Origin of the sequence: Streptomyces ziwulingensis (assembly GCF_039542605.1) — a bacterium.
GTDB classification, from domain to species: Bacteria; Actinomycetota; Actinomycetes; order Streptomycetales; family Streptomycetaceae; genus Streptomyces; species Streptomyces ziwulingensis.
On sequence record NZ_BAABIG010000048.1, the window covers coordinates 1 to 14,776 of the forward strand.

The window sequence follows — 14,776 nt, forward strand, 5'->3', positions numbered from 1 at the left end:
GTGGCGATCAGGTCCGCGCCGATGCCCTGCGGCACGAAGCCGGTGGCGTGATTGGTCAGCGGGTCCGTCGCCCAGGCGCCGCCGTCGCTGCCCATCGGCACCCGGGACATGGACTCCACCCCGCCCGCGAGCACGAGGTCCTCCCACCCCGAACGGACCTTGGCGGCAGCCATGTTGACGGCTTCCAGGCCCGAGGCGCAGAAGCGGTTCTCCTGCACGCCCGCCACCGTGTCCGGCAGGCCCGCGGCCATCGCGGCGGTCCGGGCGATGTCGGAGCCCTGGTCGCCGACCGGGCTCACCACGCCGAGGACGATGTCGTCGACGGCGGCCGGGTCGAGGCCGGGGAAGCGGGCGCGGATCTCGTGGATGAGCCCGACGACCAGGTCGACGGGTTTGGTGCCGTGCAGGGCGCCGTTGGCCTTGCCGCGTCCGCGCGGGGTGCGGATCGCGTCGTAGAGGTATGCCTCAGAGGTCACGGGAACCTTCCGGTGAGAGGGAGGGAGGACGAAACGGGGCGCTCAACCCAGCAGGGAGCGGCCGATGATCTCTTTCATGATCTCCGTGGTGCCGCCGTAGATGGTCTGGATACGGCCGTCCAGGAACGCCTTGGCGACCGGGTACTCGGTCATGTAGCCGTAGCCCCCGTGGAGTTGGAGGCAGCGGTCCACCACGCGCTTCTGCAGCTCGGTCGCCCACCACTTGGCCATCGAGGCGTGGACGGCGTCCAGCCGGCCCGCGCTGTGCTCGGTGACGCAGCGGTCGAGGAAGCTGCGGGTGACCGCGGTCTCGGTGGCCATCTCGGCGGCCTCGAAGCGGATGTGCTGGAGCCGGGCGAGCGGGCGCCCGAACGCCTCCCGCTGCTTGACGTACTCCACGGTCAGCTCCAGGACGTGTTCGGCCGCCGCCGCCGCGCCCAGGGCGATGGCCAGCCGCTCCTGGGCGAGGTTGCCCATCAGGTAGGAGAACGCCTGGTTCTCCTCGCCCAGCAGGTTCTCCTTGGGCACCCGCACGCCGTCGAAGAACAACTCGGCGGTGTCCTGGGCCTTCTGGCCGATCTTGTCGAGGTTGCGGCCCCGCTCGAAGCCCGCCATGCCGCGCTCCACGACGAGCAGGCTCTGCCCGCCGCTGCCGCCCTCGGGGGTGGTGCGGGCCACCACGACGACCAGGTCGGCCAGGATGCCGTTGGAGATGAAGGTCTTCGTCCCGTCGAGGCGGTAGTGGTCGCCCCGGTCGGTGGCGGTGGTGCGGATGGCCTGGAGGTCGGAGCCCGCGCCGGGTTCGGTCATGGCGATGGCGGTGATCAGCTCACCGGAGGTGTGGCCGGGCAGCCAGCGCCGCTTCTGCTCCTCGGTGGCGAGCCGGGTCAGATAGGGGCCGACGATGTCGTTGTGCAGGCTCAGCGCCAGGCCCGAGGCCCCGGCGCGGGCGAACTCCTCGATGAGCACGGCGCTGTAGCGGAAGTCGCCGGTGCCCCCGCCGCCGTACTCCTCGGGGACGGCGAGCCCGAGCAGTCCCTGGCGGCCGGCCGCGCGCCAGACCTCGCGGCTGACGATGCCCTCCCGCTCCCAGCGTTCGTGGTGCGGCAGCACCTCCTTGGCGAGGAAGGTGCGCACGGTGTCGCGGAACGCGTCGTGCTCCGCCGTGTAGATGTCCCGTTCCATGGTGCCTCCGCGTCGGTGTCCGCTTTCCGGGTGATGGCTCACAGCCAGTTCTTGACCCGCTCGACGAGCCGGGCCGGGTCGGGGCCGACGGGGGTGACGTTGAGCATGGTCACGCCCGCCTCCCGGAACGCCTCGACGCGCTCCCGGACATACGCCTCGGGCCCGGCGAGGCACAGCAGTTCGCACAGTTCGGCGGGGACGGCGGACTCCGCCTCGCGTCTGCGGCCGGCCAGGTAGTGCTCCTGGATCGCGGCGGCCTGCGCCTCGTAGCCGTAGGAGGCGACCAGGTCGTGGTAGAAGTTGCGGCCGGGCGCGCCCATGCCGCCGACGTAGAGGGCGACGAGCGGGCGCATCGTGTCGCGTACGGCCTCGGCGTCGTCGCCGACGGCCAGCGGCCCGCCGGCGACGACGGAGAGCGGCCCGAGGGCGGGATCGCGGCGGGCGGCGCCCTCGGCGAGGGGGCCGCCCCAGATCTTGTCCGCGTGCTCGGGGACGTAGAGGAACGGCAGCCAGCCGTCGGCGAGTTCGGCGGTCATCCGGACATTGGCGGGGCCGAGCGCGGCGACGTACACCGGGATCGACTCGCGCACCGGGCGGGTGAGCAGTTTGAGCGGCTTGCCGAGGGTGCCGCCCTTGTCGGCGGGGAGCGGCATGTCGGTGATGCCGTGGTGCTCGATCACCTCGCGCCGCCAGATGCGGCGGGCCAGCGTGATCGTCTCGCGGGTGCGGCCGAGGGGCTTGTCGTAGCGGCGGCCGTGCCAGCCCTCCACGACCTGGGGGCCGGAGGCGCCGATGCCGAGCATCGCCCGGCCGCCGGTGAGCGCGTCCAGTCCGGCGGCGGTCTGGGCGAGCAGCGCGGGGGTGCGGGAGTAGACGTTGAGGATGGCCGAGCCGATGCGCGTGCGGGCGGTGCGGGCGGCCAGATAGCCCATGATCGTCGGGGAGTCGAAGCCGTACGCCTCGGCCACCCAGACCGCGTCGAGTCCGGCGGCCTCCAGCGCGGCGGCCCGGTCGGCGGCGGCGCGCGGGTCGGCCGCGTACTCCAGGGGCGTGGAGAGTTCCATCAGTGTCCCTCTTCGACGAAGGCGCCTGCGGCCGGGGCGGGAGCGGTGGGGGACGCGGTGGCGGGAGCGGGGGTGGGCGCGGGCGCGCGGGCGGGCGCCGGGGTGAGCGCGTCGACCAGCCAGTCGCGGGCCACCTCGTCCTGGTGCCGGCCGGGGAGCGCGGGCGGCAGCCGCAGCGCGCCGGGGGTCGCCGAGAAGCGGGGGGCCACCGACGGCTGGACGATCCCGTGCGCCTCGGTGAAGGTGGCGCGGTGGGCCAGGTGCGGGTGCCGGGTGGCCTCGCCGAGGTCGAGCACGGGGGCGACGCAGGCGTCGGTGCCCTCGAAGACGGCCGTCCACCGGGCGCGCCCGGCGCTCGCGAACCGCTCGGCGAACAAGGCCCGCAGCTCCGGCCACCGGCTCGGGTCGCCGCGGTCGGGCAGGGTGGCGCCGTCCAGGCCGAGGAGCGTCACGAACTCGGCGTAGAACTGCGGCTCCAGCGCCCCGACCGCCATCCAGCCGCCGTCGGCGGTCCGGTAGACGGCGTAGTAGGGGCAGCCGCCGTCGAGGAGGTTGCGGCCCCGGGCGTCCTGCCAGGTCCCGGCGGAGAGCATGCCCCGCATGACGGCGGTCAGGTGGGCGGCGCCGTCCACGATCGCGGCGTCCACCACCTGTCCCTCGCCGGTGGCCCGGGCGTTCAGCAGCGCGGCGAGCACACCGGCGACGAGGTAGAGGGAGCCGCCCGCGTAGTCGCCGAGCAGGTTGACGGGGACGGCGGGCGGTCCGTCGGCCGGGCCGATCATGCCGAGCACGCCCGCGGTCGCGATGTACCCGATGTCGTGTCCGGCGCGGGACGCCAGCGGCCCGTCCTGCCCCCAGCCGGTCATCCGCCCGTAGACCAGCGCGGGGTTGGCGGCCAGGCAGGCGTCGGGGCCGACCCCGAGCCGTTCGGCGACGCCGGGCCGGTAGCCCTCGATCAGGATGTCGGCCCGCGCGGCGAGCGCGCGCACGGCGGCCGGCCCGTCCGGCGACTTGAGGTCGACCAGGACCGAGCGCTTGTTGCGGCCCGTGACGTCGTTGGCCGGGTCGATCCCCAGGGCCGGGGTGCCGGGCCGGTCCACGCGGACGACGTCGGCGCCCAGGTCGCCCAGGAGCATCGTGGCGAAGGGGCCGGGTCCGATCCCGGCCAGCTCCACCACCCGCACATCGGCCAGCGGTCCACTCGGGGGACTCATCAGGTCCATCGGTCCTTTCCCGCGGGGGGCGGCGGTCGATCGGAGAGTGCCTTACTTAGCGCTCGCTAAGAAGGTAGGGGCGGAGCGAGACCCGGTCAACCGGTCGTACCGAAACACTTGTTGACCCGCGAAGGTGGTCGCTCACCGGACCACTTGCCCGCATGCCCTCTTGCCCGGACACGCGCGATCTCGGACCATACTGAGCGAACGATAAACAGGATCGAGAGGGCGGGCGGCGGGGGCGGACGTACGATGCCCGTTGTCCGCGACGCACCGGAGGAGCACCGCTTGAGCACGCAGTCACACCAGGAGACCGCTGCCGCACCGCACTGGCGCGCGTACGGGCCGCTCGACCTGCACCCGATCCTGGCGCACGCCATGGCGGCGTTCAACGAGCAGGGCTACCACGGCACTTCGGTACGGGACATCGCGGGCCGGGTGGGGGTCACCGTCCCCGCGCTCTACTACCACTACGAGAACAAGCAGGCGCTGCTGGCGACCCTGCTGGAGACGTCCATCAAGGACGTCCTGGACCGCTGCCGGGCCGCCGCCGCCGAGGCCGGGGACGACCCGCTCCCCCGGTTCTGCGCCATGGTGGAGTCCATCGTGCTCTACATGGCCCACCGCAAGGGGCTGGCCTTCCTGGACACCGAGATCCGCAGCCTCGAACCGGGCAACCGCGCCCGCTACGTGGCCCTGCGGGACTACCTGGAACACATGCTCCTGGACACGGTCGAGTCCGGGGCCGCCCGCGGTGTCTTCACCACGCCGATCCCCGCCGACGCGGTCCGCGCGGTACTGATCATGTGCCAGGGCGTGGCCAACTGGTACCGCGCGGAGGGGCCCCTCAGCGCGGAGGAGGTCGCCCGGCGGCACGTCCTGCTGAGCCTGGGGACGGTGGGCGGCCCGGCCGGCCCCGGACCCGCCCGCCCCTGACTTTGACATCGCCCGCGAGTTCGTTCATATTTCTGCGCATGTCATCTGTCCGCGCCACCGCACGCGCCGCCATCGAGCTGGCGCTGATCGGCGTGACCCCGCTCTGCGTGGCCGACATCCTCTGTCGCTGACGTCCGCCTTCGGCGCGTACGTCGCGTTGCCCGACCTCTTCGGCCCTTTTCCCGCAGGACCTGCCGCTCGCCGCGTGCGGTCCCGCCGTCCCGGGTGATCCCCGGACCGGGATGCAGGGCGGTCGGTGTCCGACGGTCGCCTCCCGCGCGCCACGGCGAACCCTCCGGCAACCACCGCCCCGTGCCACCGCCGTGCCGAGACCCGGCCCGGCTCACCCGAGAGGTCGTCCTTCCGATGCGTCAATCGTCCCGCAGAACGCGCCGCACCGCCGCGTTGACCGTCAGCCTGATCGTGGCGGCGGGTGCCTCCGCCTGCGGGCCGGAGGACAACGATGCCAAGTCCGGCGGCGAGGGCGGCAAGCCCCGCCAGGGCGGCACCCTCACCGTCCTGAACTCCGACCCCCAGCAGGACTTCGACCCCGCCCGGCAGTACACCTCCGGCGGCGGCAACGTCCCCTCGCTCGTCTTCCGCACCCTGACCACTCGCAACCGCGAGGACGGCGAGAAGGGCGCCGAGGTCGTGCCGGACCTCGCCACCGACACCGGCCGTCCGAACAAGGACGCCACCGTGTGGACGTACACCCTCAAGAAGGGGCTGAAGTACGAGGACGGCAAGACGATCACCTCGGCCGACATCAAGTACGGCATCGAGCGGTCCTTCGCCGCCGAACTCTCCGGCGGGGCGCCCTACCTGCGGGACTGGCTGATCGGGGGCGCCGACTACCAGGGGCCGTACAAGGACAAGGGCAAGGGGCTCGACTCGATCGAGACGCCGGACGAGCGCACGGTCGTCTTCCACCTGAACAAGCCCGAGGGCGAGTTCCCCTACCTGGCCACCCAGACCCAGTTCACGCCGGTGCCGAAGTCCGCCGACACCGGCACCAAGTACGAGGAGCACCCCCTCTCCTCCGGGCCGTACAAGGTGGTGGAGAACCAGAACGACGGCGAGCGGCTGATCCTGGAGCGCAACGAGCACTGGTCGGCCGGGACCGACGAGGAGCGCAAGGCGTACCCGGACCGGATCGACGTCCGCTCCGGCCTGGACTCCTCCGTCATCAACCAGCGGCTGTCCGCCTCCCAGGGCGCGGACGCGGCGGCCGTCACCACCGACACCAACCTCGGCCCGGCCGAACTCGCCAAGGTCACCGGCGACAAGGAACTGGCCGCCCGCGTCGGCACCGGCCACTTCGGCTACACCAACTACATCGCCTTCAACCCGAAGGTCAAGCCGTTCGACGACCCGAAGGTGCGCCAGGCGATCTCCTACGCCGTCGACCGCAGCTCCGTGGTGAACGCGGCGGGCGGTTCCTCGCTGGCCGAGCCGGCCACGACGTACCTGCCCGACCAGAAGTCCTTCGGGTACACGCCCTACGACCACTTCCCGGCCGGTGACTCCGGTGATCCGGCGAAGGCGAGGGAAGTGCTGAAGGAGGCCGGCTACGCCAAGGGCCTCACGGTCACGCTCACCCACTCCAACGCCACCGACTTCGAGACCGGCCCGGAGATCGCGACCGCCCTCCAGGACGCCCTGAAGAAGGCCGGCATCACGGTGAAGCTCAAGGGCCTTGAGGACAACGACTACTCGGACACCATCCACGACGCGCAGAGCGAGCCCGGCTTCTTCCTCGCCCACTGGGGTGCCGACTGGCCGTCCGGCGGCCCGTTCCTCGCCCCGATCTTCGACGGCCGGCAGATCGTCGAGGACGGCGCCAACTTCAACACCGGCTTCCTCGACGACAAGGCCGTCAACGACGAGATCGACGCCATCAACAAGCTCACCGACCTCGACGCGGCCGCCGCCCGCTGGGGCGCCCTGGACAAGAAGATCGGCGAGCGGGCGCTGACCGTGCCGCTGTTCCACCCCGTCTACAAGCGGCTGTACGGCAAGGACGTCAAGAACATCGTGATCAGCGACTGGACCGGTGTGCTGGACATCTCCCAGGTCTCGGTGAAGTGACTCCATGAGTGAGGCCCTCGTGGCCTCCGAGGCGGCGGAGGCGGACACCGGTTCGGTGCTCGCCCCCGCCTCGGGAGCCCGTCAGTTCTGGCGGCGGCTGCGTGCGCGGCGCGCCGCCCTCGTCGCGGCGTCCGTCGTCGCGCTGCTCGTCCTGGTGGCGCTCGCCGCGCCCCTGCTCACCGCGGTCGAGGGACAGAACCCGACCGACTACCATCCCGGCCTCGTCGACTCGGCGAGCGGCGGCGTGCCCGTCGGCGCGTTCGGCGGGGTGAGCGCCGACCACTGGCTCGGCGTGGAGCCGCAGACCGGCCGCGACCTGTTCGCACGGCTCGTGTACGGCGCCCGGGTCTCCCTGGGGGTGGCGCTGGCGGCGACGCTGATCCAGGTCCTCCTCGGGATCGCCGTCGGCATCGGCGCGGCCCTGGGCGGCCGCTGGATCGACCAGCTCCTGGACCGGGTGACCGACATCATCATCGCGATGCCCCTGATGATCATGGCGCTGGCGCTGCTCGCCATCGTGCCCGACGGCTTCCCCCGGCCGGTCCTGGTCGCGGCCATCATCGGCCTGGTGGCCTGGGGTTCGATCGCCAAGATCGTGCGGGCGCACACGCTGACCCTCAAGGAACTCGACCACGTCGCCGCGGCGCGACTGGCCGGCTGGGGGCCCTGGCACGTGGCCCGCCGCGAGCTGCTGCCCGCGCTGGCCGCGCCCGTGCTCACCTACGCCGCCCTGCTGGTGCCGGTGAACATCTCCACCGAGGCGGCGCTGAGCTTCCTCGGCGTCGGGGTGAAGCCGCCGACACCGTCGTGGGGGCAGATGCTGACCCAGGCCGACGTCTGGTACCAGGCCGCGCCGCAGTACCTGCTGCTGCCGGCCGGCGCGCTGTTCGTGACCGTGCTGGCGCTGACCGTCCTCGGCGACGGGGTGCGCACGGCGCTCGACCCGCGCGCGGGCTCGCGGCTGCGCGTCGGCACCGGACGCAAGCGGGAGGCGAAGGCATGAGCGGCATCAGGGGCCTGGGCGGCCTCCCCGGGTTCGCCGTACGCCGGGTGGTCGGCGCCGTCGTCACCCTGCTCGCCATCTCCGTGCTCATCTACGTGGTGTTCTACGCCGCTCCCGGCGACGTCGCGCAGATCACCTGCGGCCCGCGCTGCTCCCCCGAGCAGGTACGGCAGGTGGCCGGGCAACTGCGCCTGGACGACCCGCTCTACCTGCGCTACTGGCACTTCCTCCAGGGCATCCTCGCCGGGCAGGACTTCTCCACGGGAACCGCGGTACGGCACTGCGACGCGCCGTGCCTCGGGCTGTCGTACCAGAGCGACCAGCAGGTCACCCAGCTCATCTCGGCCAAGCTCCCGGTCTCCTTCTCGCTGGTCGTCGGCGCGATGGCGCTCTGGCTGCTCATCGGCGTCGGCACCGGGGTGCTCTCCGCGTGGCGGCGCGGCCGGATCAGCGAGCGGCTGCTGACCGGCCTCACCCTCGCGGGGACGGCCACGCCCGTCTTCGTCATCGGCCTGGTGCTGATGATCGTGGTCTGCGGGCAGTTGCAGTGGCTGCCGTTCCCGCAGTACGTGCCGTTCGGCGAGGACCCCGAGCAGTGGGCCTGGAACCTGCTGCTGCCCTGGCTGGCCTTCGCCCTGGTGGAGGCGGCCCGATACGCCCGGCTGACCCGCGCCTCGATGCTGGAGACGCTCACCGAGGACCATGTGCGCACGTTCCGCGCGTACGGGGTGAGCGAGGCGTCGATCGTCGGGCGGCACGCGCTGCGCGGGGCCCTCGCGCCGATCGTCGCGCTGGCCGCCAACGACTTCGGGGCGGCGATGGGCGGCGCGCTGCTGGTGGAGACGATGTTCGGACTGCCCGGGATCGGGCGCGAGCTGGTGCACGCGGTGGACGTCGTCGACCTGCCGGTGGTCGTGGGCATGATCCTCGTCATCGGCTTCTTCGTGGTAGTGGCCAATGCCGTCGCGGACGTGCTGTTCGCGGTGGCCGACCGACGGGTGGTGCTCTCGTGAGTCTCGTGGAGGTCGACGCGCTGACCGTCGCGTTCGGCGGGGTGCGCGCCGTCGACGGGCTCTCCTTCACCCTGGAGAAGGGCGCCGCGCTGGGGCTGGTCGGCGAGTCCGGCTCGGGCAAGTCCACGGTGGCGTCCGCGCTGCTGGGTCTGCACCGGGGCACCGGGGCGGTCGTCGGGGGCTCCGTGCGGGTGGCGGGGACCGAGGTGCGGGAGGCGTCCGACGCGGAGCTGCGGCGGCTGCGGGGCGGCCGGGCGGCGATGGTCTTCCAGGACCCGCTCTCCTCCCTCGACCCGTACTTCGCCGTCGGCGACCAGATCGCCGAGGTGTACCGGGTGCACCACAAGGCGTCCCGGCGGGCGGCCCGCGCGCGGGCCGTGGAGGTACTGGACCGGGTCGGCATCCCCGACGCGGTACGGCGCTCCCGGTCCCGCCCGCACGAGTTCAGCGGCGGCATGCGCCAGCGGGCCCTGATCGCCATGGCGCTGGCCTGCGAACCGGACCTGCTCGTCGCGGACGAGCCCACCACGGCTCTCGACGTGACCGTGCAGGCCCAGATCCTCGACCTGCTGCACGCGCTGCGGGCGGAGACGGGGATGGGGCTGCTGCTCGTCACGCACGACGTCGGGGTGGCGGCGGAGAGCGTGGACGAGGTCCTCGTGATGCGCCGCGGCCGCACGGTCGAACACGGCCCGGCCGCCGCCGTGCTGGGCTCCCCGGCCCAGGAGTACACCCGGCGGCTCCTCAAGGCGGTCCCCCGGCTCGACGTGCCGCGGCAGCGCGCCACGCCGGAGGCGGTGCGGGCGCGGGCCGCCGGCCGGGCGGCCGTACCGGAGACCGGCGAGGCGGACCGGCCGGCCGGCCGCGGCGCGGTCGTGCTGGAAGCCGTCGCCCTGCGGCGGGTGTTCGGGCGCGGGGCGCGGGCGGTCGCCGCGGTCGACGGGGTGTCGCTGGAGGTCCGGCGCGGCGAGGCACTGGGCGTCGTGGGCGAGAGCGGCAGCGGCAAGACGACGCTCGGCCGGATGCTGGTGGGGCTCCTCGAACCGACCTCCGGCCAGGTCCGCCGGGACGGCGCCGCGGTGAGCGGGGTACGGCCGGACGTCCAGATGGTCTTCCAGGACCCCGTCTCCTCCCTCAACCCCCGTCGCGCGGTGGGCGAGTCCGTCGCCGACCCGCTGCGCGCCCGCGGCGAGCGCGGCCCGGCCGTGGCGGCCCGGGTGGCGGAACTGCTGGAGCGGGTGGGGCTCGACCCGGCCGCCCGCGACCGCTACCCGCACGAGTTCAGCGGCGGCCAGCGGCAGCGCGTCGGCATCGCCCGCGCGCTGGCCGCCGACCCCCGGGTCCTGGTCTGCGACGAGCCGGTCTCCGCGCTCGACGTGACCACGCAGGCGCAGGTCGTCGCCCTGCTGGACGAACTGCGCCGGGAACTCGGGCTGGCCCTGGTGTTCATCGCCCACGACCTGGCCGTCGTACGCCAGGTCAGCGACCGGCTGGCGGTGATGCGGCACGGCCGGGTGGTGGAGCACGGCCCCGCCGACGAGGTCTACGAGTCGCCCCGGGACCCGTACACCAGGCAGCTCCTGGCCGCCGTACCGGCCCTCGACCCGGGCCTCGCGGCACTGCGCCGCACGGAGCGCCGGAGGCCGGCCGCGAGGTGAGGCGGTCGCCGCCCCGTGCTCACACGGCGCGGTCCCCGGATGTGCGGACGGCGTAATGCCCGGTGCACCCGGAGCGTGACGGGCCGGTAATTCGATCTTTCTACGGTGCTGGTCAGGAGGATCTGCCGGGCCACGCGTGGGCCCGGCGGGCCGGAAAGGTGCACGCACCGCGAGGCGGAGGTTCGGTGGCGGCTGGCTCGAAGGACGGCGGTGTCCGTACCGTCTGCTCGTACTGCGGGGTCGGCTGCGGCATCGTCCTCGACGTGGTGCGGGACCCCGCCGACGGCCGGCGCCGCGCGGTGCGGGCCACCGGTGACCGGGCCCATCCCGCCAACGCGGGACGCCTGTGCACCAAGGGGGCGACGAGCGCGGACATGATGGCCGCGCCCGGCCGGCTGGCGACGGCGCTGGTGCGGGCCGGGCGCGGCGCCGAGCCGTCGGAGCGGGACGTGGACGCGGCCGTGACCGAGGTCGCCGGCCGGCTCCGGGCGATCCTGGACGCGCACGGCCCGGACGCCCTGTCCTTCTACGTCTCCGGACAGATGTCCCTGGAGGCGCAGTACCTGGCCAACAAGCTGGCCAAAGGGTTCGTCCGCACGAACGGGATCGAGTCGAACTCGCGCCTGTGCATGGCCTCCGCGGGGTCCGGCTACAAGCTGTCGCTGGGCGCGGACGGGCCGCCGGGGTCGTACGAGGATCTCGACCGGGCCGATGTGTTCCTGGTGATCGGCTCGAACATGGCGGACTGCCACCCGGTCCTGTTCCTGCGCATGATGGACCGCGTGAAGGCCGGGGCGAAGCTGATCGTCGTCGACCCGCGCCGCACCGCCACCGCCGACAAGGCCGACCTCTTCCTCCAGATCAGGCCCGGCACGGACCTGGCACTGCTCAACGGGCTGCTGCACCTGCTGGTGGCGGGCGGCCACACGGACGAGGAGTTCATCGCCGAGTTCACCGAGGGCTGGGCGGAGCTGCCCGCCTTCCTGGCGCAGTACCCGCCCGAGCGGGTCGCGGGGCTCACCGGCCTCCCCGAGAGCGGCATCCGGCAGGCCGCGCGCTGGATCGGCGAGGCCGGCGAGTGGACGAGCTGCTGGACCATGGGCCTGAACCAGTCCACGCACGGCACCTGGAACACCAACGCGCTGGTCAATCTGCACCTCGCCACGGGCGCCCTGTGCCGGCCCGGTTCGGGGCCCCTGTCGCTGACCGGGCAGCCCAACGCCATGGGCGGCCGTGAGATGGGCTACCTGGGCCCCGGCCTGCCCGGGCAGCGCTCGGTCCTGGTCGACGCCGAACGCGCCTACGTCGAGAGGCTGTGGGGCATCCCCGAGGGCTCGCTGCGCACCGAGGTGGGACGCGGCACGGTCGACATGTTCGAGCGGATGGCCGCCGGTGAGATCAAGGCGTGCTGGATCATCTGCACCAACCCGGTCGCCTCGGTCGCCAACCGCAGGACCGTCATCGCCGGCCTGGAGGCCGCCGAACTCGTCGTCACCCAGGACGTCTTCGCCCGTACCGAGACCAACGCCTACGCCGATGTCGTGCTGCCCGCGACGCTGTGGGCCGAGGCGGACGGCGTCATGGTCAACTCGGAGCGCGACCTCACCCTCGTGCAGGGCGTCGTGGACCCGCCGGGGCAGGCGCTGCCCGACTGGCGGCTGATCGCCCGGGTGGCCTGCGAGATGGGGTTCGCCGAGGCGTTCACGTACACCTCGGCCGAGGAGGTGTTCGACGAACTCAAGCAGGCGTGGAACCCGGCGACCGGCTGGGACCTGCGCGGGGTCGACTACGGCCGGCTGCGCGACCGGCCCGTGCAGTGGCCGGCGCCCACCGCCGACGGCCCCGACCGCAACCCGGTCCGCTACCTCAACGACGGAGTCAGCCAGACCCTCCTGGAACGCCCGGACGGCTCCCGGCCCCGGCTGGTCTTCCCCACCCCGAGCGGACGCGCCCGGTTCTTCGCCCGCCCGCACCTGCCGCCCGCCGAACTCCCCGACGACGACTATCCGTTCGTCCTCAACACCGGCCGCCTTCCGCACCAGTGGCACACGATGACGAAGACCGGGAAGGTGGCCAAGCTGAACCGGCTCGACCCCGGCCCGTTCGTCGAGGTCCACCCCGAGGACGCCACCGCGCTCGGCGTCGGCGAGGGCGACCACCTGGAGGTCGCCTCCCGGCGCGGCCGCGCCGTGCTGCCGGCCAGGGTCACCGACCGGGTCCTGCCGGGCACCTGCTTCGCCCCGTTCCACTGGAACGACCTGTTCGGCGAGTACCTCGGCGTCAACGCGGTGACCAACGACGCGGTCGACCCGGTCTCCTTCCAGCCCGAGTTCAAGGTCTGCGCCGTCACGCTCACCCGGACCGCCGCGCCGGTCCCGGCCGGGCGCTGTGGGTCAACGGCGCCCTCGCGGGCCGGTTCTCCCGCACCGCCGGTGGGCCGGCTCCCGCGCCGGACACGCCGGCCACGCCGAGCGCGCGGAGCGACGTACCGGCCCGCCGGCTGGTCGTCCTGTGGGCCTCGCAGACCGGCACCGCCGAGGAGTTCGCGACCGGCGCCGCCGCCCGCCTCGCCGCACACGGCCACACCCCGCGCCTGCTGCCCATGACGGACGCGGCCGTCGCCGACCTCACCGACGGCACCGAAGGCACCGACGTCCTCGTCATCACCAGCACCTTCGGCGACGGCGACGCGCCGGACAACGGCGCCGGCTTCTGGGCGGCGCTGTCCGCCCCGGCCACCGCCCGGCTCGACGGGGTGCGGTACGCCGTCCTCGCCTTCGGCGACTCCGCCTACGACGACTTCTGCGGACACGGCCGCCGCCTCGACGCGCGCTTCGAGGCGCTCGGCGCCACCCGGCTCGTGCCCCGCACCGACTGCGAACCCGACTTCGAGGAGAGCGCGGCCGGCTGGATGGACCGGGTGGTCACCGCCCTCACCGGCGTCCCCGCCCCGAGCCCGGCGCCGGCGGCCCGCCCCACCACCGCGGCGCCGTCCCCGGCCCCGGCCCCCACCAAGTCCTCGCCGTTCGCGACGCTGCTGGTCGGCAACCGGCTGCTGAGCCTGCCCGGTTCGGCCAAGGAGGTACGCCAGTTCGCCCTGGACACCCGCGACGGCGAACTCGCCTACGAAGCCGGCGACGCCCTCGGGGTGTGGCCCGCCAACGGCACCGCCCTGGTCGCCGAATGGCTCGCCCGCACCGGCCTGGACCCGCACGAGCCCGTCGACGCGGGCGACGGGTCGCCCCTCCCGCTGGGCGAGGCACTCCGCACCCGCCTGGACATCACCCGCATCAGCACGGACCTGCTCAGGTTCCTCGCCGAACACACCGGCAGCCACGACCTGAGGCGGCTGCTGCGCCCCGACAACAAGGACGAACTGGCCCGCTGGAGCTGGGGCCGCCAGGCCGCCGACCTGGTCGCCGAGTTCCCCGTCCGCGCCGGTGCCGCCGAGTGGACCGGGGTCCTCAGGCGCCTCCAGCCCCGGCTGTACTCCATCTCCTCCAGCCCGCTCGCGCACCCCGGCGAGGTCCGCCTCACCGTCTCCGTCGTCCGCTGGACCAACGACCTGGGCCGGGACCGCAAGGGCGTCTGCTCGACCTACCTCGCCGACTGCGCGGACGACGGCCCGGTCCAGGTCTTCGTACGGCGCTCCCCGCACTTCCGTCCGCCGGCCGACCCCGCCACCCCCATGATCATGGTCGGTCCGGGGACCGGCGTGGCGCCGTTCGTCGGGTTCCTGGAGGACCGTCTGGCGCGCGGCCACACCGGCCCCGACTGGCTGTTCTTCGGCGAGCAGCGCCGGGCCACCGACTTCTACCACCGCGAGGAGCTGGAGGCGTACCTGGCCTCCGGGCACCTCGACCGCCTCGACACCGCCTTCTCCCGCGACCGGCGCGACAAGGTCTACGTCCAGGACCGGATGCGGGAGAACGGCTCCCGGCTGTGGCAGTGGCTGCGCGACGGGGCGCACTTCTACGTCTGCGGTGACGCCGGGCGCATGGCCGAGGACGTCGACCGGGCGCTGCGGGACGTCGCCGCCGCCCACGGCGGCATGGACGCCGACGAGGCCGCGCTCTGGGTACGGCGGCTGGCCGCGGACAAGCGGTACGTGCGCGACGTCTACTGACCGTCACGCTAGC

Annotated in this window: 10 protein-coding genes and 1 pseudogene; 7 read left to right on the forward strand and 4 right to left on the reverse strand. The window is 73.5% G+C overall.

The window, feature by feature from the left end:
• The 4 genes from ABEB00_RS22895 to ABEB00_RS22910 all read right to left on the reverse strand — a co-directional run.
• Positions 1-476: thiolase family protein (locus ABEB00_RS22895; RefSeq protein ID WP_345621934.1), on the reverse strand; the 476-nt coding region annotated here is incomplete at its 3' end.
• A 42-nt stretch (positions 477-518) separates the two neighbouring features.
• A complete protein-coding gene (locus ABEB00_RS22900; RefSeq protein ID WP_345621935.1) occupies positions 519-1,661 on the reverse strand; it encodes an acyl-CoA dehydrogenase family protein in 1,143 nt (380 codons plus the stop codon).
• A 38-nt stretch (positions 1,662-1,699) separates the two neighbouring features.
• A complete protein-coding gene (locus tag ABEB00_RS22905) occupies positions 1,700-2,725 on the reverse strand; it encodes an LLM class F420-dependent oxidoreductase (RefSeq protein ID WP_345621936.1) in 1,026 nt (341 codons plus the stop codon).
• Positions 2,725-3,939 carry a CaiB/BaiF CoA transferase family protein gene (locus ABEB00_RS22910; protein WP_425586554.1) on the reverse strand — a complete coding sequence of 405 codons (1,215 nt, stop codon included), beginning with the start codon at positions 3,937-3,939 and terminating at the stop codon, positions 2,725-2,727. The genes ABEB00_RS22905 and ABEB00_RS22910 overlap by 1 nt, the downstream gene beginning before the upstream one ends.
• 288 nt (positions 3,940-4,227) lie before the next feature.
• Between ABEB00_RS22910 and ABEB00_RS22915 the strand changes: the two genes are divergently transcribed.
• The 7 genes and pseudogenes from ABEB00_RS22915 (at position 4,228) to ABEB00_RS22945 (ending at position 14,763) form a co-directional block, all read left to right on the forward strand.
• The gene (locus ABEB00_RS22915) at positions 4,228-4,875 is read left to right on the forward strand and encodes a TetR/AcrR family transcriptional regulator (protein WP_345621938.1); all 648 of its coding nucleotides are present in this window, start codon (positions 4,228-4,230) and stop codon (positions 4,873-4,875) included.
• Positions 4,876-4,913: 38 nt separating this feature from the next.
• Positions 4,914-5,006, forward strand: a complete 93-nt coding sequence (locus ABEB00_RS22920) for an Ms4533A family Cys-rich leader peptide (protein ID WP_345621939.1) — start codon at positions 4,914-4,916, stop codon at positions 5,004-5,006.
• 235 nt (positions 5,007-5,241) lie between these two features.
• Positions 5,242-6,963 carry an ABC transporter substrate-binding protein gene (locus ABEB00_RS22925; protein ID WP_345621940.1) on the forward strand — a complete coding sequence of 574 codons (1,722 nt, stop codon included), beginning with the start codon at positions 5,242-5,244 and terminating at the stop codon, positions 6,961-6,963.
• Between the two features lie 4 nt (positions 6,964-6,967).
• Complete coding sequence (locus ABEB00_RS22930) at positions 6,968-7,966, forward strand: ABC transporter permease (RefSeq protein ID WP_345621941.1); 999 nt, start codon at positions 6,968-6,970, stop codon at positions 7,964-7,966.
• A complete protein-coding gene (locus ABEB00_RS22935; protein WP_345621943.1) occupies positions 7,963-8,979 on the forward strand; it encodes an ABC transporter permease in 1,017 nt (338 codons plus the stop codon). The genes ABEB00_RS22930 and ABEB00_RS22935 overlap by 4 nt, the downstream gene beginning before the upstream one ends.
• A complete protein-coding gene (locus ABEB00_RS22940; RefSeq protein ID WP_345621944.1) occupies positions 8,976-10,637 on the forward strand; it encodes a dipeptide ABC transporter ATP-binding protein in 1,662 nt (553 codons plus the stop codon). The genes ABEB00_RS22935 and ABEB00_RS22940 overlap by 4 nt, the downstream gene beginning before the upstream one ends.
• Positions 10,638-10,822: 185 nt before the next feature.
• Positions 10,823-14,763, forward strand: a pseudogene (locus tag ABEB00_RS22945) (bifunctional nitrate reductase/sulfite reductase flavoprotein subunit alpha).
• Positions 14,764-14,776 lie beyond the last annotated feature (13 nt).